The organism is Mesorhizobium calcicola (genome assembly GCF_042682105.1).
Classification (GTDB): Bacteria; Pseudomonadota; Alphaproteobacteria; order Rhizobiales; family Rhizobiaceae; genus Mesorhizobium; species Mesorhizobium calcicola.
In genome coordinates this window covers 72002-97033 of sequence record NZ_JBHUGY010000034.1, presented here as the reverse complement: position 1 = coordinate 97033, position 25032 = coordinate 72002, and the positions used below count along the sequence as shown (strand labels likewise).

General features: G+C 61.3%; 24 protein-coding genes and 1 pseudogene. 10 read left to right on the top strand and 15 right to left on the bottom strand.

Annotated features, from left to right (window positions below; all coding sequences use genetic code 11):
• Positions 1 to 42: 42 nt before the first annotated feature.
• The 6 genes from ACFSQT_RS22990 to ACFSQT_RS22965 all read left to right on the top strand — a co-directional run bounded on the left by ACFSQT_RS22990 (position 43) and on the right by ACFSQT_RS22965 (position 7120).
• A complete protein-coding gene (locus ACFSQT_RS22990; RefSeq protein WP_379022422.1) occupies positions 43 to 1314 on the top strand; it encodes an ABC transporter substrate-binding protein in 1272 nt (423 codons plus the stop codon).
• Positions 1315 to 1381: 67 nt separating this feature from the next.
• Positions 1382 to 2266, top strand: a complete 885-nt coding sequence (locus tag ACFSQT_RS22985) for a carbohydrate ABC transporter permease (RefSeq protein ID WP_379022420.1) — start codon at positions 1382 to 1384, stop codon at positions 2264 to 2266.
• On the top strand, positions 2266 to 3117 hold the full coding sequence (locus ACFSQT_RS22980) for a carbohydrate ABC transporter permease (RefSeq protein ID WP_379022418.1): 852 nt from the start codon (positions 2266 to 2268) through the stop codon (positions 3115 to 3117). Before ACFSQT_RS22985 ends, ACFSQT_RS22980 begins: the two co-directional genes overlap by 1 nt.
• A 49-nt stretch (positions 3118 to 3166) precedes the next feature.
• The gene (locus tag ACFSQT_RS22975) at positions 3167 to 4312 is read left to right on the top strand and encodes an ABC transporter ATP-binding protein (RefSeq protein ID WP_379022416.1); all 1146 of its coding nucleotides are present in this window, start codon (positions 3167 to 3169) and stop codon (positions 4310 to 4312) included.
• Positions 4313 to 4339: 27 nt separating this feature from the next.
• Positions 4340 to 6484 carry a beta-galactosidase gene (locus ACFSQT_RS22970; RefSeq protein ID WP_379022414.1) on the top strand — a complete coding sequence of 715 codons (2145 nt, stop codon included), beginning with the start codon at positions 4340 to 4342 and terminating at the stop codon, positions 6482 to 6484.
• Between the two features lie 213 nt (positions 6485 to 6697).
• The gene (locus tag ACFSQT_RS22965; protein ID WP_379022412.1) at positions 6698 to 7120 is read left to right on the top strand and encodes a winged helix-turn-helix transcriptional regulator; all 423 of its coding nucleotides are present in this window, start codon (positions 6698 to 6700) and stop codon (positions 7118 to 7120) included.
• A gap of 73 nt (positions 7121 to 7193) precedes the next feature.
• On the opposite strand, the gene ACFSQT_RS22960 is transcribed toward ACFSQT_RS22965, so the two are convergent.
• From ACFSQT_RS22960 to ACFSQT_RS22920, 9 genes are all read right to left on the bottom strand, one after another.
• Positions 7194 to 8096 (bottom strand): NADP-dependent oxidoreductase, encoded by a 903-nt coding sequence (locus tag ACFSQT_RS22960; protein ID WP_379022410.1) that lies wholly within the window; start codon positions 8094 to 8096, stop codon positions 7194 to 7196.
• Between the two features lie 355 nt (positions 8097 to 8451).
• Entirely contained in the window at positions 8452 to 9426 is a 975-nt protein-coding gene (locus ACFSQT_RS22955) for an amidohydrolase family protein (RefSeq protein WP_379022408.1), read from the bottom strand.
• Entirely contained in the window at positions 9423 to 9890 is a 468-nt protein-coding gene (locus tag ACFSQT_RS22950; RefSeq protein ID WP_379022406.1) for a lipocalin-like domain-containing protein, read from the bottom strand. The genes ACFSQT_RS22955 and ACFSQT_RS22950 overlap by 4 nt, the downstream gene beginning before the upstream one ends.
• A gap of 90 nt (positions 9891 to 9980) precedes the next feature.
• On the bottom strand, positions 9981 to 10670 hold the full coding sequence (locus tag ACFSQT_RS22945) for a type 1 glutamine amidotransferase domain-containing protein (protein WP_379022404.1): 690 nt from the start codon (positions 10668 to 10670) through the stop codon (positions 9981 to 9983).
• 2 nt (positions 10671 to 10672) lie between these two features.
• Positions 10673 to 11731 carry an NAD(P)-dependent alcohol dehydrogenase gene (locus ACFSQT_RS22940; RefSeq protein ID WP_379022402.1) on the bottom strand — a complete coding sequence of 353 codons (1059 nt, stop codon included), beginning with the start codon at positions 11729 to 11731 and terminating at the stop codon, positions 10673 to 10675.
• Between the two features lie 97 nt (positions 11732 to 11828).
• The gene (locus ACFSQT_RS22935) at positions 11829 to 12128 is read right to left on the bottom strand and encodes a YciI family protein (protein WP_379022400.1); all 300 of its coding nucleotides are present in this window, start codon (positions 12126 to 12128) and stop codon (positions 11829 to 11831) included.
• Between the two features lie 2 nt (positions 12129 to 12130).
• Positions 12131 to 12727, bottom strand: a complete 597-nt coding sequence (locus tag ACFSQT_RS22930; RefSeq protein WP_379022398.1) for a flavodoxin family protein — start codon at positions 12725 to 12727, stop codon at positions 12131 to 12133.
• Between the two features lie 375 nt (positions 12728 to 13102).
• Positions 13103 to 13474, bottom strand: coding sequence for a glutathione S-transferase N-terminal domain-containing protein (locus ACFSQT_RS22925; RefSeq protein WP_379022396.1), 372 nt, complete (start codon positions 13472 to 13474; stop codon positions 13103 to 13105).
• A 43-nt stretch (positions 13475 to 13517) separates the two neighbouring features.
• Entirely contained in the window at positions 13518 to 14291 is a 774-nt protein-coding gene (locus ACFSQT_RS22920) for an SDR family oxidoreductase (protein ID WP_379022394.1), read from the bottom strand.
• Positions 14292 to 14601: 310 nt separating this feature from the next.
• Here ACFSQT_RS22920 and ACFSQT_RS22915 point away from each other — a divergent pair, with 310 nt between their 5' ends.
• Positions 14602 to 15507 (top strand): LysR family transcriptional regulator, encoded by a 906-nt coding sequence (locus tag ACFSQT_RS22915; RefSeq protein WP_379022392.1) that lies wholly within the window; start codon positions 14602 to 14604, stop codon positions 15505 to 15507.
• Positions 15508 to 15790: 283 nt separating this feature from the next.
• On the opposite strand, the pseudogene ACFSQT_RS22910 reads toward ACFSQT_RS22915, so the two are convergent.
• Positions 15791 to 15907: pseudogene (locus ACFSQT_RS22910) on the bottom strand (LysR family transcriptional regulator); the annotation flags it as partial.
• 827 nt (positions 15908 to 16734) lie between these two features.
• Between ACFSQT_RS22910 and ACFSQT_RS22905 the strand changes: the two are divergent.
• Positions 16735 to 18069 carry an aminomethyl transferase family protein gene (locus ACFSQT_RS22905; RefSeq protein WP_379022390.1) on the top strand — a complete coding sequence of 445 codons (1335 nt, stop codon included), beginning with the start codon at positions 16735 to 16737 and terminating at the stop codon, positions 18067 to 18069.
• A gap of 183 nt (positions 18070 to 18252) precedes the next feature.
• On the opposite strand, the gene ACFSQT_RS22900 is transcribed toward ACFSQT_RS22905, so the two are convergent.
• Positions 18253 to 19179 (bottom strand): ABC transporter substrate-binding protein, encoded by a 927-nt coding sequence (locus ACFSQT_RS22900; RefSeq protein ID WP_379022388.1) that lies wholly within the window; start codon positions 19177 to 19179, stop codon positions 18253 to 18255.
• Positions 19180 to 19475: 296 nt separating this feature from the next.
• Between ACFSQT_RS22900 and ACFSQT_RS22895 the strand changes: the two genes are divergently transcribed.
• Positions 19476 to 20339 carry a hypothetical protein gene (locus ACFSQT_RS22895; RefSeq protein ID WP_379022386.1) on the top strand — a complete coding sequence of 288 codons (864 nt, stop codon included), beginning with the start codon at positions 19476 to 19478 and terminating at the stop codon, positions 20337 to 20339.
• A complete protein-coding gene (locus tag ACFSQT_RS22890; RefSeq protein WP_379022384.1) occupies positions 20336 to 20974 on the top strand; it encodes a YceI family protein in 639 nt (212 codons plus the stop codon). The genes ACFSQT_RS22895 and ACFSQT_RS22890 overlap by 4 nt, the downstream gene beginning before the upstream one ends.
• A gap of 67 nt (positions 20975 to 21041) precedes the next feature.
• Here the strand turns inward: ACFSQT_RS22890 and ACFSQT_RS22885 are convergent, their stop codons facing one another.
• The 4 genes from ACFSQT_RS22885 to ACFSQT_RS22870 all read right to left on the bottom strand — a co-directional run bounded on the left by ACFSQT_RS22885 (position 21042) and on the right by ACFSQT_RS22870 (position 25012).
• Positions 21042 to 21779, bottom strand: coding sequence for an FCD domain-containing protein (locus ACFSQT_RS22885; RefSeq protein WP_379022382.1), 738 nt, complete (start codon positions 21777 to 21779; stop codon positions 21042 to 21044).
• Between the two features lie 127 nt (positions 21780 to 21906).
• Complete coding sequence (fghA, locus tag ACFSQT_RS22880) at positions 21907 to 22740, bottom strand: S-formylglutathione hydrolase (protein ID WP_379022380.1); 834 nt, start codon at positions 22738 to 22740, stop codon at positions 21907 to 21909.
• A 47-nt stretch (positions 22741 to 22787) separates the two neighbouring features.
• On the bottom strand, positions 22788 to 23915 hold the full coding sequence (locus tag ACFSQT_RS22875) for an S-(hydroxymethyl)glutathione dehydrogenase/class III alcohol dehydrogenase (RefSeq protein ID WP_379022378.1): 1128 nt from the start codon (positions 23913 to 23915) through the stop codon (positions 22788 to 22790).
• Between the two features lie 95 nt (positions 23916 to 24010).
• Entirely contained in the window at positions 24011 to 25012 is a 1002-nt protein-coding gene (locus tag ACFSQT_RS22870) for an SRPBCC family protein (protein ID WP_379022376.1), read from the bottom strand.
• Positions 25013 to 25032: the final 20 nt, after the last annotated feature.

Here is a 25032-nt window from a genome sequence, read left to right as displayed (position 1 = left end):
TTCAATTGGAATCCGGCTGTTCTCAGGGAGGAGATAGAAGCCATGACCATCGACGTTACAGCCCTGTCCACGACAAGGCGCCGTTTCCTCAAGGGCACGGGCGCAGCTTTCGCCGCCTCCGCCACTGGAGGGCTTTGCCTACCGGCACTGGCGCAGTCGCAGGAAATCGCCATTATTTCCAATCTAAGCAATGTCGGGCAACGTGAGATCCTGCAACGGCTCGCAACCGAGTACGAAGCGAAGTCCGGTGCCAAGATCGTCATCAACAATATGGACCACGAGGCCCACAAGACCGCGATCCGCAGCTATCTCGTCGTCGGCGCGCCCGACATCTGTTTCTGGTTCTCCGGCAACCGCATGAAGGCCTTTGTCCAGAAAGGCCTGTTCGACGACATCTCCGACCTGTTCGCCAAGGAGAATTACAAAAGCGTGCTCGGCGCCACGACCAACGCGGTCACCGTCGGCGACAAGCAATACGGCCTGCCGATGGGCGGCTTGCTCTGGGGCCTGTTCTACCGCAAGGACGTTTTTGCCGAACACAATTGGACGCCACCGAAGACCTGGAACGACTTTCTTGCCTTTGGCGAGGCCGCGAAATCCGCCAGCATGATCCCGATGAGCATGGGCACCAAGGAACTCTGGCCGGCCGGCGGCTGGTTCGACCATATGAACCTGCGCATCAACGGTCTCGACAAGCACATCGCCCTGATGGACGGCAAGGTCCAGTACACCGATCCGATGCTGACGCCCGTCTTCGACAAATGGAACGATCTGATCAAGGCAGGTCTCTTCTCGCCGAACCACAGCTCCTTCGGTTGGGAACAGGCCGGCGCCGCGCTGGCGCAGAAGAAAGCGGCCATGATGGACCTCGGCGGCTTCGTCAGATCCGCCTTCCCGGAGGCCGACTTACCGCAACTCGCCTACGCGCCATTTCCTGAAATCGTCCCCGGTGTCGCCCGGTACGAGGATTTCTCGGTCAACTCCATCCATGTCCCTGCCAATGCCAAGAACAGGCAAGGCGCACGTGACTTCCTCGCCTATTTCTACAAGCCGGAGAATCTGGCGGCTTTCCTCGCCGCCGAGGGAGCCATTCCGCCGCGCAACGACTGCCCGCCCAGCAAGGATCCGCTGGTCAACGCCGCCGTCGAGGAACTGAAAAAAGTGGTTGGAACGTCACAATACTACGATCGCGACACCGATCCGGACATGGCCCAGGAAGGCATGACCGGGCTTCAGGAGTTCATGGTCAAGCCCGAACGGCGCGACCAGATTCTCGAGCGGCTCGAAAAGACCCGCAAGAGAATTTTCGGTTAGTCCTCCCGGACCTGACGGGACGCTGCCCGATCCGGACGGCTCCCGTCTCCTTTTGGATGAAACACCCATGCCCCGCTTCTGGCGTCGAAATCGTCACTGGTTGACACCGGTCCTGTTCCTGCTGCCGGGCCTTATCCTGTTCAGCGCGGTGATCCTCGCCGCCTCCGTCGAGACGATCTGGATCTCGCTGCATGACTGGGACGGCATCGGCGCCAAGACCTGGGTCGGCATCGCCAACTATGTCGAACTGGCCGACGACCCGCAGTTCTACGTCTCGCTCAAGAACAATGTCATCTGGCTCATGATGTTCATGCTGGCGCCGCCGATCGGGCTCGCGCTTGCCCTGATCGTCAACCAGCAGATCCGCGGCATGCGCATTCTGAAGTCGCTGTTCTTCGTCCCGCTGGTGCTGGCGACTGTGACCGTGGGCGTCGTCTTCGGCTGGGTCTACGACCCCAACTACGGCTTGCTGCAGCTGACTTTCGACATGTTCGGCACCACCGCGCCGGCGCTACTTTCCGACGAGAATTTCGTCACCTTTGCCGTTGCCGGTGCCGGCCTTTGGCCGCAGATCGCCTTCTGCATGGTCCTGTTCCTGGCGGGACTGAACAACCTCAACGACGATTTGATCGGCGCCGGACGCGTCGACGGCGCGCGCGGCTGGCGCATGCTGCGCCACGTCATTCTGCCGCAGCTGTCGCAGGTCGGCTTCATCGCCATCGCGGTGACGGTTATCGGCGCGCTGCGCTCTTTCGATATGGTCGCGGTGATGACCAGCGGCGGCCCTTACGGCTCCTCGACGGTGCTCGCCTACCAGATGTACGAGGAATCGATCTTCTCCTACCGCTTCGGCTATGGCGCGGCGATCGCCACGGTTCTCTTCGTCATCATGATCGCCTTCATCGCCTGGTATTTGCACGGCCTCATCAAGGCCGAGCGGAGCAACGCCTGATGTACCCGCGCCCGATCCCGGAAGACGCCAAGATCAAACGCGCGCTCTATGTCGGCGGCGTGACGTTCGTCGTCATCCTCTGGCTGTTACCACTGCTTGCCGTGATGCTGACGTCTATCCGCTCCAATGAGGAGCTGATGGCGGGTAACTACTGGGGCTGGCCGCAAAAGTTCAGCCTGATCGAGAATTACACGGCGGTTTTCGAGCAGACCGCGATGCTACGGTTCTTCCTCAACAGCCTGCTGATCACTATTCCCTCGGTCATCGGTGTCCTGATCCTGTCGACATTGACCGGCTTCGTGCTGTCCCGCTACCCGTTCCGCGGCTCCAACCTCGTCTTCGCGCTGTTCGTCGGCGGCAATTTTCTGCCGGCGCAGATCATGATGATCCCGGTGCGCGACCTGATGGTGAGGCTCGGCCTCTACGACACCGTCTACGCGCTGATCGTGTTCCACATCGCCTTCCAGACCGGCTTCGCGACGCTGTTCATGCGCAACTTCATCGCGGCCCTGCCCGGCGAATTGTTCCAGGCGGCGCGCGCCGAGGGCGCATCACCTTTCCAGATCCTGCGCCACGTCGTGGTTCCCCTGGTGAAGCCGGCACTGGCGGCACTCGCCATCCTCACCTTCACCTTCGTCTGGAACGACTATTTCTGGGCGATCGTTCTAACCCAGAGCGACGCTGTCAAACCCGTCACCGCCGGACTGAACAATCTGCGCGGCGAATGGACGTCGGCCTGGAACATCGTTTCGGCGGCCACGATCTTCGTCGCGCTGCCGCCGGTCGTCATGTTCTTCCTTATGCAGAAGCATTTCATCACCGGCCTCACCATGGGGGCGGTCAAGGGATGACGTCTCGAGCAACCGGATATATTCGGCAAACACGGAAAGGCGCCCCGTTATGAGCAGCGTGGAGTTGCGCAAGGTCGACAAGCACTATGTCGGCTACCACGCCCTGAAGACGATCGACCTGAAGATCGAAAAGGGTGAGTTCGTCGTGATGGTCGGGCCCTCCGGCTGTGGAAAGTCGACTTTGCTGAAGACGATTGCGGGGCTCGAGACCATCAGCTCCGGCCAGATCGTCATCAACGGGCGCGATGTCACCAAGGAGGAGCCCGGCGACCGCGGCATCGCCATGGTGTTCCAATCCTACGCGCTCTATCCGCACATGACCGTGGCGGAAAACATGGGCTTCGGCTTGCGCATGGCGAACCGCCCGAAGGCGGAGATCGACGCCGCTGTCAGGCGTGCCGCGCAGATCCTTCGCCTCGAAGAGCAGCTCGACAAGCGCCCGAAGCAACTGTCGGGCGGCCAGCGCCAGCGCGTCGCCATCGGCCGCGCCATCACTCGCTCGCCGGAAGTGTTTCTGTTCGACGAACCGCTGTCCAACCTCGACGCCGCATTGCGCACCCAGATGCGGGTGGAGCTTTCGAGCCTTCATGCCCAGCTCGGATCGACCATGATCTACGTCACCCATGACCAGGTCGAGGCGATGACCATGGCGGACCGGATCGTGGTCCTGAACAAGGGGCAGATCGAGCAGGTCGGCTCGCCGCTCGAACTCTATGCCAATCCGGCAAACCTCTTCGTCGCCGGCTTCCTCGGCGCGCCGCGCATGAACTTCATCGAGGCCAAGGTGGAAACCGTCGGCGCGGCTGGCGTCACCCTGGCGGCCGCCGGCGTGCCGGAGCTGACCATGGCCGATATCGACAGGACTGGCCTTGCCACCGGCGATGCCGTGACCGTCGGCATCCGGCCGGAAAATCTACGTGTCGTCGAGCAGGCAGGCACACAGATGGTGTCCTTCCCAGGCCAGGTGCGGCTGGTCGAACATCTGGGGCGCGAAACGGTTCTCTACCTCGACGCCGCTCCCCTCCAGACGATCAATTCGGACAGCGGCACCGGCAATTTCACGCTGCAGCTCAACAAGGTTTCTCCGGTCAGTGTCGGGGCCGGGTTGAAGATCGGCTTCGACATCGGCGACGCCTACCTCTTCGGAGCCGATGGTCGCACGCTGACGCCGCGAAAACCCGTCGCCTCAACCTGATCCCTTCAATCCGAGAGTTTTATCCGCATGCACCGCAAGACGCCCGCCCCGCTGTCCGTATGGCGACCGCTCAATCTCGACCGCTTTCTGCTCGGAGCGCCGCACTATCCCGAACATGTCGACGAAAGCTGGTGGCGCCGCGACGCCGAGCGCATGGCCACCGCCGGCGTCAACACGGTGCGGATGGGCGAGTTCGCCTGGCATATCTTCGAGCCCCATGAAGGCAAGTTCTGCTTCGACCTGTTCGACCGGGCGATCGACGTGCTCGGGGAAGCCGGGATCGGCACGATCATGTGCACGCCGACCGCCACCCCTCCCCGCTGGCTTACGGCGAACTATCCCGAGGTGCTGCGTGTCGACGTGAACGGCCGGTCGGCCGGCCATGGTTCACGCCAGCACGCGGACACGACAAGCCCGGTGTTTCGCGCCCACAGCCGCCGCATCACCCGCGCGATGGCGAGCCACTACAAGGACAATCCGCGCGTCATCGGCTGGCAGACGGACAATGAGCTCAACACCACGGTGTCGGAGTCGTTTGCGCCGTCGACACGGCTGGAATTCCAGAAATACCTGCAGAAGACATACGGCACGATAGACGCGCTGAATTTCGCCTGGGGCGGAAACTTCTGGGCGACGGCCTATGACGATTTCTCCCAGATCGAACTGCCCCGCCCACTGATGCCATCCTATCCGAGCCCCGGACACGTACAGGATTACCATCGCTTCCTGGCTGCGGCGACGGCAGCTTTTCAACACGACCAGGTCGAGGTCCTGCGTGCCACCAATCCAGACTGGTTCATCTTTCACAATCTTGGTCAGCTCGCCGACATCGACTTCCGGGGCCAGTTCGGACAAGACCTCGATTTCATCGCCTTCGATATTTATCCGATGCTCTACGACGAGATGCGCCGTACCGGGGGGCATGCGGCGACGCAGGCCTTGCATCTCGACATCTGCCGCGCCTATTCCGGCAACTTCATCGTACCGGAGCAGGCGGCGGGGCTCGGCAGCCAGCCTGGGTTTTCGACGATGACGCCGGAGCCCGGCGAGATGCGCCGCATGGCAATGACGTCTGTGGCGCGCGGCGCCGACGGCATCATGTTCTTCCGCTGGCGTCCTGCGCATTTCGGCGCCGAGATCTACTGGATGGGCGTCATCGATCACGACGACGTGCCACGCCGACGCTATGACGAGGCGAGCCGTTTCTTCCATGAGATCACCGCCATCAAGGACCAGATTCTGGGCACGGTCGTGCGCATGGATCTCGGCATCGCCGGCGCCGACTTCGACAATCAGGAAGCCCACAAGACCTATCCGATCGGCCTGCCGAGCCCGCTAGAGGATGCAACACTGCTGCACCGCCACTGCTACCGCAATGGTATCGCCTGCGGCTTCATCCATCCGGAAGACGATCTATCCAGGCTCAAGGCGCTCTATGTTCCGCATTGGGTGATGTGGAAGGATCAATGGAACGATGCCGTCGAAACCTTCGTGCGCAATGGCGGCACACTGATCCTGTCGGCGATGAGCGGGACAAGGGACGAGAACAACCACATCATCCGCGAGCAGGCGCCTGGCAATGCCCTGGCTACGTTGAGCGGCGTCAGGGTCACCGAGTTCGGACGCGTCGTTCCCGAGGGCGGCAATGGCCTCTTTCCCCTGTTCCGGCAGGCCGCCATGGGCGCTTATGTGCCGCCATCGCCGCTGCCGTCCTCTTCGGCGGAGCGGAAATATCATTTCGCCCTTGGCAACAGGCAGTTCGAGGCCGCGCATCTGTATGAGTTGCTCGAGGTCGCCCCAGACACCGAAGTGCTGGGCGTCTGGTCGAACCGTTTTTGTGCCGGGCAGCCGGCGATCACTTCGCGATCGCTCGGCCAGGGTCGCGTCGTCTATATCGGCACCTATCTGACGCCGGAACTCGCCGAAACGATCGTCGATGTCGTGCTGGCCAAGGCGGGCGTCACGCCTCTGCTCCCCGAACTGCCGGCTGGGGTGGAGGTGTCGATCCGGGAAGCCAAAGACCGCCAGCTGATGTTCATCCTGAACACCAGGGAAAGTCCCGTCACTATACCGAACGTGCCCCCGGGGATCGACCTGCTGACGAGCCGGCCGGTTGCCGGCGCCGTTGAACTCGAAGCCTATGGCTGTATCGTGGTTTTGCTCAGCCTTTGAGGGCTCACCGAGGACGATCGCGATAAATGGCGGACCCGAAGATCGGAGGCAAGCAGCCCGCGACGAGTACGCCTTTTTTCTGCCCTTGATCTTGCAGTCTGGCGTGCCAGCTGAACCGATAGCGTGAGGAGTCGTACACCCTCGGATTAAAACCGTTATAGGCTTTGCTAAGGTTCCACATGGATAACAAAAGGCCCAAGGAGTCAGAGTGATATGGAACCAGTTGAAGCGGCCGTCCCTCCCTATCACCTTCAGCTCGCGCGGATGTTTGCGGAACGACAGACGGCGGAATTCGACGCTACGGTGTGTCCTGTCAGGGACGTTCTGGATCGAGTAGGGGACAAATGGACGATGCTGGTCCTGATCGCGTTGGCGGAACGTCCACGCCGGTTCAGCGAGATAAACCGCACGATTCCAGACATCTCCAAACGCATGTTGTCGCAAACCCTGCGCACGCTGGAACGGGATGGGCTGGTCCTGCGCAGCGTGTTTCCGACCAATCCGCCCAGCGTGGAATACAGGCTCAGTGAACTCGGCCGCACCGTCTTCGAGCCGCTCACGATGCTTGTGCGCTGGGTGGAGCGAAGCCACGATGCGATCGGGACGGCGCGAAAGCAATACGATACCTCTCCCTAAAGCGCCGATCGCGGCTGGTGGCAGACCGCGCAAGCCAGGGCGTTGAAGGTGGGTGTCCTCTCCGCCTTCGCGGTCAGCCGATCGTGATGACGAGCCGCCCGGTGACATGACCTTGCGCGCTTAGTTCCTGCGCGGCGGCAATCTGATCGAGCGGAAAGGTTCGCTCCACAGGCAAGGTGAAGGATCCTGCTGCGTGCAGCGCGGCGGCATGTTTCAAGGCAGGCGTCGCGTCCCTGCTATCGAACGATGTCCTCGCGCCGTGCTGTGGCGCACTGAAGTCGGCGATCGACACAACCCTGGAAGGGTTGCCGGTGATCGCCACCAGATCCGGTATGATGCCGGATCCCGTGACATCGAGCGCCGCTTGCACTCCGTCCGGCGCAAGCGCCGCCACCCGCTCGCGAAGGCCGGCTCCATAGGTCGTCGGGATGGCTCCCAGGGACCGCAGATATGCATGCTTCGGCTCGCTCGCCGTGCCGATCGTGCGGATCCCGGCGGTCTTCGCCAGCTGGATCGCCGCGGTTCCGACCCCGCCGGCTGCGCCGCTGACAAGCAGCGTCTCGCCGGGCTTCACGGCGACCTCGTCGATGATCCGCATGGCCGTCTCCACCGCGACCGGGAAACCCGCCGCCTCTTCGAACGATAGGCTGTCGGGCTTGCGTGCCCATTGGTCGAGGATTGCATACTCGGCCATCGTGTCATGGCCCTTGCCGAAGACGGGATCGCCCACGGACAGGTTGGTCACGCCTTCACCGATCGCATCGACAACGCCCGCTGCGTCGATCCCGACCCCGGCCGGGAACGAGAGGGGCATAAAATCGCGCATATGTCCGGCCCGCAGTTTCCAGTCGATCTGGTTGATGCCGGCGGCTTTGACCGCGATCCGCACCTCGCCAGGATCTGGCTTAGGAACATCGACCTCCTCGATCTTCAAGACTTCCGGGCCACCGTAGTCGTGAAAACGTGCTGCCTTCATTTGGGCACTCCATATTTGCGTGGTGAATGGATTCAGTATTGAAGAAGCCGATGGCTAACGCCGTCCCGGCATAAACCGATCACGAAAATCTCGCGTAAGTCGAAATCGCGATGATCGTCCTTCGTCGGCCATATGCCGTCGAAGGTAACTAGATGAGACCGCGAAGACTGTGAAGGAGGCAGGAATTTATCACCAGGTAACGCAGCGATAACCAGCTGCCGCGCCGCTTGCATTGTAGCGCGGCTTCGCTTTATCCAATGCACTGCGCCGATCCTTGTTTCGACTGATCGTTCGCCTCTCATCAACCTGTGAACGATCGGCTATGCCTGCGGGCCAATGCCTATCGTGCCTTATATTATGCAACGCCGCAGAGCCGGTCCCAATTGCCGTGCGCGAATTTGCGCTTGTCCGTTTCGTCCAAGGTCAGCGCGTCGAGAAAGCCGCGCGCGTTGCCGCCCGGCCGGTACTGGTACGGATAATCCGTCGAGAACAGGATGCGATCCGGCCGGACGGCGTCGATCGCACGCTGGAGATAGTCGGGGCTGAACATGCCGCTGGCGGTGAGGTAGAGATTGTTCCGCACATAGTCGAGGAACGGCCTGTCGAGTTTCGAGACCCGGTCCAGCATCACGAGGCGCTCAAGGTAGAAAATCACCACTTCGCCCCAATGACCGAGAATGACTTGAAGACCGGGGTGGCGATCGAAGACCCCGCCCAGCACCATGCGGATAAACTCGATACCTGCTTCGTAGTGCCATCCGAGCCCGAAGCTTGCCAGGGCAAGGTCCATGGGCGCGCCAAATCCCGAATAATAGGCATCGCGGACGGTGGGCTGGGGGATTTGCGGATGGATCATGAGGGGTATGTCGAGCGCTGCGGCGCAAGCGAAGGTCGGCTCGAACATGGCATCGTCGAGATGCTTCTCGCCGACCCGGCCGTAAAGAACCGCGCCCTTGCAGCCAAGCTCTTCGACAGCGCGCCGGAGCTCCTGCGCCGACGTATCCGGATCGGCAAAGGGCAGCACGGCGAGCGCCTCGAACCGGGTCGGGTTTGCTGCCACCGTTTTGGCCAGCTGGTCATTGACGCGGCGCGCTAGATCGATGCCGTGAAACCCGAGATTGTTGAGGCCCGGCGTCGTAAGCGACAGGACTGCCACGTCGATCCCGGTTTCGTCCATCAGCGCAAGCCGCCCCTCACCGAAATCGGCAAGGCGCTCGTCGATGACCGGCGGATTGAGAGCGAGGGTTCCATCATCGCCGCCGGGGATCGTGGTCCAGGCCTGTTTAACCTCGCCCGGGAGGACATGCTCCTCGATTGCGACGATCTTCATGATGCACGCTCCTTCACGGCTTCGTCTGCGCTCTGTCCGTTCTGCCGTGCCCGGCGCCAGACGACGCGCCACACTTCCTCGTCCCGCGTGGACGTGAGGATGAGCTGGTCGCCCACCACCCGGTAGGCTCGCGGAAGGTCCTGCCCCACGAGATCTTGAACCAAGGCGCCGTCAACGTGATAGACAAAGGTACTGGACACGGGGTCGAGCATGATCGTGCCGTAGCTCGCCTCGTATCCGCCGGAGCTATAGGCGTTGTCGGGCACAGACGCATCCAGATTGCGGACCTGAATCGCCATATGCCCATGCGCCGTGAGGACGAGGAGGCCGACCGCGTTCGACTCCGTTGTCGTTCCGTCCGCCTGCGGCAGCTCGATCGCCGCGAGACGCCAGGCTCCTGCCAATCGGCCTATCGTCTCGATATCAGCTGCACCTTGACCGCTCGTTCCGGTAACAGTCGCCATTAGCGGATCTCCTTGTCGAAGGTGGCCCTGCCGTGACCCGGGCACTCAGCGGACCAAACCGTCGTTCCCGAGCGGGAACGCCGATGTCGCTCAGGCCGTCGCGGTCAGTTGATCGACGATCGCCTGTCCCACACCATGCGCCGAGGCCGGGTTCTGGCCGGTGACGAGGCGCCCGTCGACGACGACTTTCTCTGTCCAATTCGGCGCCGGCTGGTGCAGCGCGCCCCGCTCCTTCAGCGTGGTGGCGAGCAGATAGGGCACGACCTTTGTGTATTTGACTTCCGCCTCCTCCTCGTCGGTGAAGGCGGCAAGCTTCTTGCCGGCGACGAGATAGCTGCCGTCAGACAGGGTGGCGTTCACCAGGGCGGCCGGGCCATGGCAGACAGCGGAAACGATGCCGCCCGCTTCCCAGATCGCGCGGATGATCTTCTGCACGGCCGCGCTATCGGCGAAGTCCCACATCGTACCATGGCCGCCGGCGAAGAAGACCGCCGAGTAGCGCGAGGGGTCGAGGTCGCCCAGGACGAGCGAATGCGCCAGCGCGTCACGAAATTCCTTGTCCTTCCAGAAACGGGCGTTAACCGGATCGGAAAGGTCGAAGAAGTCGATCGGCGGATGGCCGCCGCGGATCGAGGCGATCTCCACTGGAATGCCGGCCACCTCGAACACCTCGAGCGGGTGGGTGAGTTCGACCAACGCAAAACCGGTCGGCTCGCCGCTGTCGCCGCGGATCGGATGACTGGTGACCACGCAAAGGATAGGCTTGATGGTGTCTGGCATTTTTATGCTCCTTGGGACTTGAGTGAGGCCATGTCGATGACGAAGCGATACTTCACGTCGCTCTTCAACATGCGCTCATAGGCTTCGTTGATCTTTTGGATGGGAATGATCTCGACATCGGAGACGATGCCGTGCGCCCCGCAGAAATCGAGCATCTGCTGGGTTTCGGGCACGCCGCCGATGAACGATCCGGAGATCGCCCGGCGACCACGCACCACCCCGCCGGCATTCACCGGCGTGCCGAGCGGACCCAGGTATCCGACGAGCACCAGAACGCCCTCCAGCGCGAGCGTTGGCATGTACGGGTTGACGTCATGGTCATAGGGGACAGTGTCGATGATGACGTCGAACCGACCGGCGACAGCGTTCATCTGCTCCGGTTCGCCCGAGAGCACGACATGATCCGCGCCGAGGCGGAAGGCGTCCTCCTCCTTGCCGGCCGAGCGTGTGAACAGCGTGACGTCGGCGCCCAGCGCCTTGGCGAGCTTCAGCGCCATGTGGCCGAGGCCACCGAGGCCGATCACGGCGACCTTGCTGTCCTTGCCGACATTCCAGCGGTGCAGCGGCGACCAGGTGGTGATTCCGGCACAGAGCAGCGGCGCTGCGCCGGCCGGATCGAGCCCGTCGGGCATCGACAGCACGAACTTGTCGCGCACGACGATGGAATCCGAATAGCCACCATAGGTGACGCTGCCGTCCTGCCGGTCGATGCTATTGTAGGTGTATGTCGAGCCCTCGACGCAATCCTGTTCCCAGCCCTTCAGGCAAGGCTTGCAGTGCTGGCAGGAGTCGACCATGCAGCCGACGCCAACCAGGTCGCCTGCCTTGAAGCGGGAAACGCCCGTGCCGACCTCGCGCACGCGGCCGATGATCTCGTGACCAGGTACGATCGGATAGGTCGTGAAGCCGCCATGGTTGCGAGCCAAGTGCAGATCCGTGTGGCAGACCCCGCAGAAGAGGATGTCGATGACGACGTCGTCTGGACGCGGTGCGCGCCGTTCGAACGCGAACCGTTCGAGCGAACCAGTGGCCGATTGAGCCGCGAAGCCCATTGCTTTCATGTTGGTACCTCTTATTCCCGCGCCCGGCGCAGCCGATCTGCCTGGCCCGACCGCGCCTTCGGAGCGCGGTCGGGAGCGGATATGGCGAGCTTCAATCTCAGGCGTTTCCAGGGGCGAACAGCGTTTCCCAATTCAGGAAGGGACCGAGCGGGATCACGTCCCAATCGATCACGCCGGCCTTGGCGAGGGGAAACTCGGCGAGCGCCTTCTTGGCGGCCTCGACGGACTCGGCCTCCGCGATGATAGCGACGCCAGGACGGTCCACTCGGAAATAGATGTCGCGGATGATACCGCCCTTGTACATCTGCCAGGCGTGGCGGGCTTCATCCTGCATATGTGGTTGGTATTTCTCGATCGTGGCGCCCGGCTGTGGGACGTCGAGGCAAAGCAGCTTCATGGTCATGCTCCTTGATTGGATAAGGCGGATTGAGCGGGTTGGAACTGGCGGGCGATCTGCGCCACGCGACGTCCGAGATATTGCGCGGTGCGTAGATCGCTGTCCGGCGGCGCGACGTCGGGCGCCTGATCCACATTCGCGTGCGTCATCACCCCGAGCCAGCTTCCAAGCCGGTTCAGATCGTCGGGGCTCGACGTGCTGCTGTTGTTGCCCGGCATCAGGTCGAGGCCGACCCAGATCATGCCATGCTGGGCGGCGAAGAGCGCCATCGAGACCAGCGAATTCAGCTTGTCGCCGTGCTGCGCACCTGAATTGGTGAAGCCGGCGGCAATCTTGTTGCGCCACTTCAGTTCGGTCCAGGCGGTCTTCGTGGACTCCTCGAAGAACTGCTTGAGCCTGGCGCTGATCATGCCGTTGTAAGTCGGCGATCCGAAGACGATCGCATCGCTCTTCTCGAGCGTCTCCCAGTCTATCGGGCCGTCGGAGACGGCGATGAGACTAGCCTCCGTGGCTTCAACATCCCGCACGCCTTGGGCCGTCGCTTCGGCGACGCGCGCGGTATGGCCATAGCCGCTGTCATATACGATTGAAACTAACAAATTTGGCGTCCTTCTGAGTCACGTTGGGGAGGACGAGGACGGCCGTAACGTCGGTTGCCGGCGTTCGGACTGAGCTCGCCTCAAAAATATCGGTTGTGTGGCAGCCGCTATACCGTAGAATTTGAATTACCATTAGTGATTGTTTATCCCGTCTTTGGTTCCGCCTGTTCTACAGTTGTTCAGTTTGGTTTGTTGGAGAGGCGAGAGTGCGCGACCGGTTCGATCGCGTTCAGATCGTTGCCGGGGTGGGAGAGGCGAGCGGTTTCGCACGAGCGGCCGACGGGCCGTCGCTGACGCGCACTAGGCCGTGGGCGTGGCGGCGGCGCGCTTGGAAGGGCGCAACGGCGCTCTTGGCGCTGAAACCTCGCGGTGGGCTCAGCCGAGCCTCTTCTTCAACTCAATGTTCTCACGGAAGAGACGCGTGACTGTCATGAAGACGCCGTTCAGATAGTTTTGATAGACGATCAGGGTTTCCGGATCCACGCCCGCCGCCGCCGCAAAGTGCGCTACCAGGGCATCGGAATCGGACAGATATTGGTACGGCGCGATTTCGGCTGTCGGGAAACTCGACTTGCCCGTCGTGTTCTTCAGGAGGTCGGCAATCCTGTTCTGCTCTTCCGGCGTCGAGGCTTCCACCAGCTTCACGCGGTCGATCAGCCCAGCCTCCAGCAGGAAGATCAAGAGTTTCATGCAGAATGGGCATCCCTTCAGGAGGTAGACGGAAGGGGTGTGTCCGATGACGGTCAAAATGGCTCTCCTTGCGTCGGCACGGGGGTTCAGCTGCGACTGTTCATCCGCTCGAACATGGCCTCGCCCAGCTGGCGAGTTTGAACCGAAATCCCGACAAGAACTTCGTCCTTGTCCGCTTCGAGCTGGGCCAGCGCGTCGGTTGCGAACGCTTCGGGGTGACCATCATGCGGCTGGCGGTCCCCTCGCTGCGCGTGCCGCCCCCGAGGCCTGTGTCGACGATCGGCGGGGCGATCTCGACCACACGTATCCCCGTCTGCTTCAACTGGTGACGCAGACTGAGCGTGAAGGAGTGGATCGCGGCCTTGGTGGCGCAATAGACGGGGACGTCCGCCATCGGCGAGAAGGCGAGCCCGGAGCTTATGTTTACGATCGCCGCATTTTGCCGTTCCTTGAGCATGGGTAGCAGCAAGGCGATCAGATGGATCGGTGCAGTGAGGTTGATCGCCACCTCTTGATCGAGCGTTTCTATGCCCGGATCCCTGGTGAAGTCGCGATGATGCTGGACCCCTGCATTGTTGATGACAACGTTGAGGTTGGGATACTCCGCCTTCAGCCACTCCACCATCGAACGGCGGCTTTCGGCGTCGGCGATGTCGCAGACGCGCGTGGCAAATGCAGGCACCTCCGCCCGAGCGTTCGCAAGCGCTTCCTCTTTCCGACCGCAGACGATGACTTGGTTACCTTGTTCGGAAAGGCGCCGTGCGAGTGCCAAACCGATACCGGTCGCGCCGCCAGTGATGAGAATGGTATTTCCTGCGAGCTTCAAAGTCGTGCTTCCTTCTACCTGCGAAGCGCCATGGTCAGCGAGCCGCACCGGCGTCAGGCGCGGTCAATCGCTCGCTCCCATCCCCAGAACCGGCGCCTGCATCGGCCTTTGCGTGCTCGCCGATCCGGTCGACGACAGGCCAAAGGCGAGGAGAGTGCTGTCAAGCAGGCTCAAGGGGTCACCAAAAGGCAGAAGCGGTAGCCTGAACGCACAGCGTGCGGGCCAGTTGCAAACGCCTGGCGGTTGGTCCGCGCTTCATTGACTACGTTTCTTCGTTGTTGTGATACTGTCGAACGAGAATTCACAGTGCGGATAATTTTTCCGCAGGCTGTAGCGCGCCAGGAAGCAATGGATCGTGATGCGGGATAATCTGGACGGGGTCTCAGTTTTCGTGGAAGCAGTCGAGGCTGGTGGTTTCGCGCGCGCCGCGGAACGCCTGGCGCTTACCCGCTCGGCGGTCGGCAAAACGATCGCGCGCCTGGAAGCGCGGCTGGGTGTTCGGCTTTTTCATCGCACGACGCGAAGCCAGGGCCTGACCGAAGACGGCCAGATTTATTATGAACGCTGCCTGCGCGCGCTCGAGGAGCTACGCGCGGGAGAAGCGTTGCTCGAGTCTGGCCGACGCGAGGTCAGGGGAAGGCTGAAAGTATCTCTACCCCTGCTATTTGGGCGCCATTGCGTTGAACCTGTGCTGCTCGAACTGGCGCGGCAACATCCGAGTCTCGAACTGGACCTCCGGTTCAGCGACTCTGTGGTTGATTTGGTCGCAGAGCGATTCGATCTTGCAGTTCGCAATGGGACGCCTGGCGAGGGCAGCGGTCTGAGCACTAGAAAAATCGTCAGTCAGAAAAAAGTTGTTTGCGCGTCGCCGTCTTACTTAGCTGCCCATGGCATACCCACGGATATTGCGAACCTCCTCGATCATGACGCGTTGGTTTATTGGCGGAACGACCAGCCGTTCCCTTGGACGTTTCACGATGAAAGCGGACGGGTGATTGTAGCGAAACTCAAGTGGCGCCTGCAATTCGACAATCAGGAGGCAATCGCGGATGCCGCGGTCCAGGGTATGGGAGTTGCTTGGCTGCCCAGTTGGCTGGTCAGTGATCAGCTTGCAGCAGGTCAGCTGGTTACCCTGTTGGATCAATTTCAGTCTCTTCCCCTTGATACCTACGCGGTCTGGCCATCGGCGCAATATATTCCGATGAGGCTGCGTGCCGCAATCGATACACTCGCAGCAAATCTTAAGGCTGTGACAGATATCTGACAAACGACCAACTTATGCTTGACTATTGGACCCGCCCTCGCCGGCTATCACCATAACTACACAAGCAGGCGGCAGGTCTGTGCGGCGATGGCGGTCATCGTCAACGCACTTGGCCACCGGATCTAGCAAGCACAAATCACTCGGTTCGATTGTTCGCACATGGTGTAGCGGAAGACAGTTCCCAGTTGACGAGTGCTCCAAGGGGACGCCGATTTAGCTGGCGTCTTGGCCGTCGCGTCCAGCTGTTCGCGAACGAGCGTGACCTCCGGACTGACCGAAAATCCTATGCGCGAATACGCAAGGCTTCCAGCAGGACTGCGAACGCCGGTGAAGCTTGGCGACGGCTTGGGTAATACAGATGGTACCCCGGCCAGGGCGGGCACCGGCCATCGAGCACCTGGCCAGGTCCTCTGGCACATGGGCAAGGCCCGAATCCGTCGAGCGCGGCGTCGACATGCATGGTGCGCAAGCGTCATCCATTTCGCGGCGAGTTTCATGGTTTCCGCTGACGCGGTTGGAAAGATCGATAAGATCAAGTTCGAATTCACGGCCGACGCGGTACTTAGGAAAATCAGGCATAGCAATATGCGGAAGGTCCGTCAGACAGGCCGTGAGGATCAAACCGCGCGTGCCGATAGTCCCCGAATGCCCTGGAGAGGATTTATTTTTGTTTTAAATGTCCTGCATCGTAGCGTGGCGCAAATTCGGCGACGTTTGAGTAGATCTGAATCATTCCACTCGATTATTTCAACAGCACATATCTATTGAGATCACTGCAGAATATTTGTCAATTCCTCCTAAATACTCACATAAAACCCGTCAAAAAAATTACGCTGCTGATTTCAAAGGGAAATTTGCCGCAAGAATTTTTCGAGGCTTCGTCAACTGATGAAGGAAGGCATTGACATTCTCTGGAGTTTTCAGATACGATTTAGAATGTGAATTGTCTCCTTTGTCCGGCTCGACCGCCATGAGGCTCACAGCGTATTTCGGGTCTGGCTTGTAGGCAGAACCGAAGCGCACCGGGGAAGAACTTGGAAGGTTTGAAGCGAGTTCACTGTACGTGAGCCCCGCTGCGATGGTCAGGCGTTAGAGAGCGGCGTGGGCTGGTGCGAAGCGAACGGCTCGGTGGTGCTGGAGCAGGCCGGTCCCGCAACGACCAAAGTGGAGGAATGAACATGACGATTGTGCATGTGGCGCCGAAGAGCCTGGAGAGTGTCCAGCAAGATGCGGGGGGCCCCCGTCAATCTGCTCCGCGGCTCCAATCTCGGACCATACCGGTTCCCGGTTATCCCGCCGGAATTCACGAACTGGCGCGACGAGGTGCGTGCCTGGAAGGACGACTGCGCGCTGCTCGAGCAGTCCTATCACATGACAGAGCTTCACCTGCGCGGCTCGCAGGTCATCCCCTTTCTGTCGGAGATCGCGGTCAACAAGTTCGATCCGTTCCCAGTGTTGCGCGCCAAGCAGCTCGTGCTGGCGGGGCATGACGGTCACTATATAGCTGACTCCATCATCTTTCGCGAGGCGGACGACTTCTTCCGCATCGTCGGCGCTCCGTTCGCAAGCGACTGGGTGCTCTACAATGCCGAGAAGTGCAGCTACGACGTCGAAGCGAAGAAGGACGACAATTTCTCCATCCGCTCCGGCACGCGTGACGTTTTCCGTGTGCAGATTCAGGGTCCGAATGCGCTTGCGCTGATGCGCGAGGTCAGCGGCGGCAGCCTGCCGGATATCAAGTTCTTCAACATCGGCGAGTTCAAGATCGCCGGCAAAACCGTGCGCGCTCTTCGTCACGGTATGGCGGGCGAGCCGGGCTTCGAAATCTATGGCGCCTGGGACGACCAACACGCAGTGCGCGAGGCCCTGGAGAAGACCGGCGAGAAACACAATATGCGCAAGGTTGGCGCGCTCGCCTATTCGACGACCGCGCAGGAGTCCGGCTGGGTGCCGATGCCGCTGCCGGCCATCTACCATGGCGAGGAGATGAAGCCCTACCGCGAGTGGCTGAGCAACTACTTCCTCGAAACCGTGGCGTCGCTGGGCGGCAGCTTCGTGTCCGACGACATCACGGACTACTATGTCGATCCGATCGAGCTTGGCTACAAAGGGCTGATCGATTTCAACCGCGACTTCATCGGCCGCGACGCACTGCTCGAAAAGGCGAACAACCAGCGCCGTACCAAGGTCACGCTGGAATGGAACGACGAGGATACCAAGGCCGTGATGGAGGATTCGATCTTCCCAATGGCGGCCACACCGGCAAAGTTCATCAACATGCCGATGCCGATGTATGCGACGTTCCAGTGCGACGCGGTCATGAAGAACGACAGTCTGGCCGGCATCTCGACCTGGCCGGCCTTTACCGCCAACGCCAACCGCTTCATCTCGCTCGCACTCCTCGACCTGGAGCACGCGCAGCCGGGGAGTGAGGTCATCCTCGTCTGGGGTGAACCGGATTCGCGCCGCAATACGGTGGAGAAACACACGGTCCGCGAGATCAGGGCCAGGGTCGCCCCCGCGCCTTACTTCGAGAAGGTGATCAAGACCGGCAAGCAGTAGGGCGCAACCAGGCGAGGGTGCTCAACGAGGCCAACGGCTTGGCTGTGCGGGTGGCACGGCCAAGCCCGATGATCGAAGGATTTGGCTCGAATTCACCGGGGCGCACCGGCTGGCGGAAGCCCGTCTTGTGCGCGGCTCCGCCATCGGCGAACAGAGATGTTTTCAAGCAAGACATGGAAGGCTCTAAGCCGCGGCCGACAGATAGCGCCGGTCGAAGACGCCATGCGCCATGCCTCTGCTGGCCTCGTCGAGCAGATTCGCCCTGATCATCAGATCGATCGTCGTCTCGAGCGCCGTATCGGGAACGGCCAAGCCCTGGGGCCACATTCCCATGTCACGCATGTAGTCCAACCCCCGCAGCGCCAGCGATTGGCTGTCCGGTGTGGTGATGCGCTGGAAGACAGGCAGCGTCAGATCCTGCTTGGCCGGATCGTTCGTAAGCGCATGCGCTTCGATCAGCGCCTTGAGAAAGCGCGCAACGAGATCCGCATTCGCTTTCAGCCAACTGGCCTTTCCGATGATTGCGGTGAAGAGGATTTCGGGGATTGCGACATTGACCTCTCCGATCAACTCGTAGCCCTCGTCCTTCGCAAGGAAGTTCCAGGGTGCCGGCTGCGGCGCGCAGTCGATCTCACCGGACTGCAACGCTTCCCAGCGCTTCGTATGGATACCGGCCAGGACAAACTCGTAGTCGCCGGGATAGCGCAATCCGGCTTCGGCCAGCATGATTTGCGTGTAGATCGCAGTGCCCTCCGTCAGTGACGACGTGCCGATCCTCTTGCCCTTCAGCTCGGCGATCGACGAGATGCCGGGACGAGCGACGAGTGACATTGGCAGGCGCACGGCGTTGCCGGCCACGACGCGCAGTTCGCCGCCTTCCACAAAATCCGCCACTGCCCCTTCGGGCGGCGTGATCGCCAGATCGGCCTCGCCTTCGACCACTGCGGCCGTCGCTTTGTCGACACTGCCCATGCGCTTGTAGACGATCTTGATCCCATGTCTCTCGAACAGGCCTTGCTCCTCGGCAATGAAGACCGGGAGCCAATTGAACCCCTGCGCGCCGCCGGCGAGGTGAAGCTCGGCAAGGCCGAGGTTTTCGGAATGGTTCATGGTGATGTCCTCCCTTGAGAATCTCGCTTGGGGCACGGGCTTCCTTGTCTGTCCTGCAAGCTGAGGTTTCCCGGTTGCCCCCGCATTCTGAAGCCTTGGCGCCGCTCTCATTGACAGAAGCTTCAATTCAGAATACCAAATGGTATCTGAATAACGTCTGGAATGTCAACCGAATGTGATCCGGCTTAAGCGGGGTCAAGTGAGCAAACCGGGGGGAGCATGCGGTACCGCCAAGTGGGTAGCCAGGATCTGCGACCGAAAGTTCCAAGCGTTCGACCGACTGCTGGAATGCCGACATGATCGGTCTCGCGATATCGCCGCAGGAAGCACTGATCCTGGGCATGCTTGTGGCGGGATTGCTGGCGTTGGTCGCTGCGGGGCTGCTGCGCTGGCTCCGCGCGGGGCGGGTCTGGACAGACCTCCTGGTCCCGGCCTTTTTCCTCGTCGCCTATTGGCTCGTCTACAACAAGGTGCCTTCGTTTCCGCCAGTAGGAGCGGTCAACAAGATCTTCTACATAGCCGCGATCGGAACGGTGCTCGGCGTTCTGGCCGATCTCGCCGGCCATCGCTGGCTTGGGCGCGCACTCATCCTTCTCCAGCCGGTCGCGTCCGCTGCCTTTATAGGGGCGGCTCTGCTGCCGGACGCCGTGTTGGAGGTGGCAGCGGCTGCGTTGTCGGGCCTTCTGGTCATGTACCTCGTGTCCGGTGGGATGGGGCGGGCTCAGGACGAGTCCGACGTCAGGCGCGCCGTGCTGCTTGGCATTACCTGCGCGGGATTCGCACCAATCGCGTTGCTGGGAGCATCTTCTTCGAGCTTCCAGCTCAGCCTGCTTCTTGCAGCCGCGATTGCGGGCATCGTCGCCAGCAATCTTTCCAATCCAAACTTCGCTTTTGGATCGGCGTCCCTCCTCGGAGGTGCAGGTGGCATGATCGCGGTTGCGCAGACTGTTACGCTCATTACGCGCAAGACCGACATGCTGGCGCTTGCCATGCTCGCGCTGGTCTTCTTCGCGCCGCTAGCCGTCGATCCGCTCCTGCGGCGGATCCGGATCAGCAACAAACTCGTAAGGATTGCCGCATTCGCCGCGATGTGCCTGCTGCTTGTCAGCGCGTCCCTGGTGACCGTGGTCGCACGCTACGGCTCAAGCTTCCCGGTTTGAGCCCGGAGGGGACTATCAGGTCCAACAACAGGGAGGAGATCATCAGCATGTCGAGATCACTACGCACCATCATACTTGCCGCCGCACTCGCATGGACGCCCGTTGCCGCCGAAAGGGCGGCTGCCGCGACCTTCGACATCGATATCGTGCATTCCGGTGTCGCCTTCTTCATCGACCACCTTGGCTTCTCGAGGGTCATCGGTGTCGCGAGAGACTTCTCCGGTACGTTCGAGTTCGACGCGGCCAAACCGGAGGCAAGCAGCCTCAACGTTTCCGTGAAAGTCGCGAGCATTTCGACGAACAGTGCCCAGCGAGACGGCGATATCCAGGGTGCGGACTGGTTCAATGCTACCGAGTTTCCACAAATCACCTTCGTCGGACGGGAATTCAAAGCGACCGACAGCAAGACCGGCACAATTGCAGGCGATCTCACGATCGCGGGTGTCACCAAGCCGGCCACGCTGAATGTAACCTTCAACAAGGACGGCCAGAACCCCTGGGACAAGAGCCACGTCATAGGCTTCAGCGCGCGGACACAGATCAAGCGCAGCGACTTCGGCATGAAGGCTGCACTGGGAATGATCGGAGACGAGGTTGAACTCCTCATCGAAGTCGAGGGACGCGCCCGCTCGTAACCTATCCAATGCTCGTACCGGCAGGTTTTGCCTGCCGGAACGGCCTTCGACACGAACTGGCTTGAGCCTATTCCGCCGCCACGCGGACGGTACGCTTCGGCGGGCCGCTCTCTTCCGCCGGCGGCGCAAAGAGATGGCCGGCATGTGCGACAACGTTTTCGGTCGTTTCGCGGATATGCCGTTCGATGAGTTGCTGGGCCGACGCCGTATCCCTGCCGATGACGACATCCATGATCGTCTTGTGCTCGACGTCTTTCGGGCGCCATTGCGGGCGGAACTGCGACGACATCCGACGGTATCGGTGCGCGCGTTCAAAGAGTTTTTGGCGGATCTCGAGCAGGTTGGGCGAGTTGCAGGCGGCTACAAGCGAAAAATGGAAGCCGCCGTGGAGCTTGCCCCATTCGTCGGACAGGTAGTAGTTCGACCCGAGGCGGTTCTGGAGGCGATCCATGCGGTGGTACGTGGCGATGATGTCCGCCTCCCACTGATCGTCACCCCGGGCAATTGCCAGCCCGATGCTCTCCCGTTCGATCAGCACACGCACGTCGGTCAGGTCGTACAAATCCGGCAAGGAGACCGGGGCGACCATGAACCCACGCTGTCCCTCGGCAATAACCAACCCCTCCGCCACCAGGCGTGACAGGGCTTCACGCAGGGTGGAGAAGCTCACCTCATACAAGTCCCGCAGGCTCTCAAAGCGCAGCTTCGCTCCCGGCTTCAGCGCGCAACCGATGATATCGCTGCGCATTCTTGCCAGGACATCCCCGGCCCGCGTCTCGCCCGCCGGTCTGAGGGGGTTGGCCATACTTGCGATTCCCTATGTTTCCAAATGTGGAAAATAGAGCTTATTTTCGAAATAATCAAATTGCCTTCGCAGTAGGAGTGCCGTCTCTGCCCGCGTCATCGCATTCAAAGCCACCAGGGGCGATTGCTCAGAGCAATCGTTCGGCGTGCCAGCGCAGGTGGTGCTCCATGAAAGTCGAAATGAAGAAGTAGGAGTGGTCGTAGCCGTCGCGCATGTTGAGCGCGAGCGGTATGCCCGCCTGCTTGCAGGCCGCTTCGAAGAGCCATGGCCTCAGACCGTCATCGAGAAAACCGTCGGCGCTGCCCTGGTCGATCAGGAACTCGTCGAAGCGGGCTCCGTCCTCGACCAGTGCGCAGGCATCATATGTACGCCAGGCAGTTTCATCCTTCCCGAGATATTTCTCAAATGCCGGTTTCGACCATGCGGCCGTCATCGGCGAGACGATCGGCGCGAAAGTCGAACAGGAGCGATAGCGGTCGGGGTGTTTCAAGGCGATGGTCAGAGCCCCGTGCCCACCCATCGAATGGCCAAAGATGCCCTGCCGGCTCATGTCGGCCGGAAATTCGCTCTCGATCAGGGCCGGCAGTTCCGTCACGATGTAGGAATACATCCGGTAGTTCTCGGCGAAGGGCTCCTGCGTGGCGTCGAGGTAGAAACCCGCACCGGAACCGAACTGCCAATTGTCCTTCTCATCCGGGACGCCAGGCCCTCGCGGGCTGGTGTCGGGGCAGACCACGATCACCCCCAGTTCGGCGGCAAGCCGGCGGTACTCGCCCTTTTCCATGACGTTGGCATGGGTACATGTCAGGCCGGAGAGATACCAGATCACCGGCACCTTCCGGTCCCTGACCAGTGGCGGCACGAAAACGGCGAAGGTCATTTCGCAGCCACAGCTTTCGGACTGGTGCGAATAGACACCCTGAACGCCCGCGAAGGATTTTACTTCAGATACGGTCTTCATCAAGCCTCTCGGAAAGTCAGTCTCGGCATGGTGCGTGGAAAGTGGAATCAATACACGACCACGCTTCGGATCGACTTGCCCTCATGCATCAGGTCGAACCCCGTGTTGATGTCCTCCAGCTTCAGCGTGTGAGTGATCATCGGGTCGATCTGGATCTTGCCGTCCATGTACCAGTCGACGATTTTCGGCACATCGGTGCGGCCGCGCGCGCCGCCGAAAGCGGTGCCCATCCAGGTGCGGCCGGTGACCAGTTGGAACGGCCGCGTCGAGATCTCCTGGCCGGCACCGGCGACGCCGATGACGACCGATTTGCCCCAGCCGCGATGCGAGGCTTCCAGCGCCTGCCGCATCACCTTGGTGTTGCCGGTGCAGTCGAACGTGTAATCGGCGCCGCCGATCTGGTCGGCGCCTCGCTTGGTCATGTTGACGAGATGGGGCACGATATCGCCGTCGATCTCCTTCGGATTGACGAAATGCGTCATGCCGAACTTCTCGCCCCAGGCCTTCTTGTCGTTGTTCAAGTCGACGCCGATAATCATGTCGGCACCGGCCAGCTTCAGACCCTGGATGACGTTGAGGCCGATGCCGCCGAGGCCGAAAACAACAGCGGTGGCGCCTTGCTCGACCTTGGCCGTGTTGATGACCGCACCGATGCCGGTGGTGACGCCGCAGCCGATGTAGCAGATCTTGTCGAAGGGGGCGTCGGGATTGACCTTGGCCACCGCGATCTCTGGCAGCACGGTGAAGTTGGAGAAGGTCGAACAGCCCATATAGTGAAAAATCTTGTCCTTGCCGATCGAGAAGCGCGACGAGCCGTCGGGCATCAAGCCCTGGCCCTGCGTGGCGCGGATGGCGGTGCACAGATTGGTCTTGCGCGACAGGCAGGACGGGCACTGCCGGCATTCCGGCGTATAGAGCGGGATGACGTGGTCACCCTTCTTGACCGAAGTGACGCCCTTGCCGACATCGACGACGACGCCGGCGCCCTCATGGCCGAGGACGGCCGGAAACAGGCCTTCGGGATCGGCGCCCGACAGCGTGAATTCGTCGGTGTGGCATATGCCGGTCGCCTTGATCTCGACCAGCACCTCGCCGTCGCGCGGACCATCGAGGTCGACCTCCATGATCTCCAGCGGCTTTCCGGCGGCGACAGCGACAGCGGCGCGGGTTTTCATCAAATAAGCTCCTGACTAAAATGGCGTTGGATCGAAATCGCTATGCCAAGCGGCCCGTCCGGGAGCGTCCCGAATGACACCCACGGGTGAACGGATCAAGGGGTATTTGCCTTGGTGAGCTTCACCTTGTGCCAGGCGATGATGTCCATCAGTTCCGGCGAGAAGGCGTCGTAGGCGGGGATGCCCGCGCTGCCGAGCGCACCGCGCACGCTGACCATATGGGTCGCGGGTGTTCCCGTCTCGACGAGCGAGGACACAAACGCTGCGAACTCGACCCTGGGCTGACGATCGCCGGCCGCCAGCTCGGGATGGACGAACTCCAGACCGTAGAAATGGTGATCCGCGTCCGGGACTTTGCCATAGAGATGGGTACCGCAGTCCCTGCAGCGCAGGCGCTGGATCTTCTGGCTGTCGTCAACCGGCTCAAGTTTGCCGGCATTGGCAATGACCTCGATCGAGCCCGCTGGCACCACGGCGATCTGGGCGAAAGCGGCTCCCTCCGGCTTCCAGCACTTCGAGCAGCCGCAAAGGTGATTGTGCCGGATGGCACCGTTTACCTTGATCTCCACTGGATCGCTGGCGCATCCGCAGCGCAGTGTGGCTGCCTCGACGCTGGCGCCGGATGCCGGCCTGCCGACCGCCGGATGCAGCTTGACCTCGGCGTCGCGCATCTCTTCGGCGCGCTTCTTGAGCGCTGCGTTCAAATCCGCATAGGCTTGCCGCAGATTGGTGTTGATGCTCGGCCAGCGTTCTTCCGCCATCGGGCCGTCGAACACTTCGTTGTGCAGCACGCGCGTCTTGCCGTCCTCGGTCGGTTCGAGGATGAAGATATGTTCGGCGCTGAACACGCCGCCCGGTGCCTGGCTGAACCAGCGCAGTTCCCTGGCTCCGACAATGCGCGTGATGGTCGGCGTGACCTCGCGCTCCGGCACATTTGGCTGTCGGAGCGTGCCCACGACCTTCTGGCCGACGGTCGTCCTGCCGCTCAGCGCGGGCAAGGCCGGATTCCATTCCGGATAGCGTTCGATGTCGTCGAGCACGCTCCATACCGTCTGCGGCGTTGCGTCTATCAGGATTTCAGATTCAAGCACAGGCATGCATCTACCCTCTTTGTATT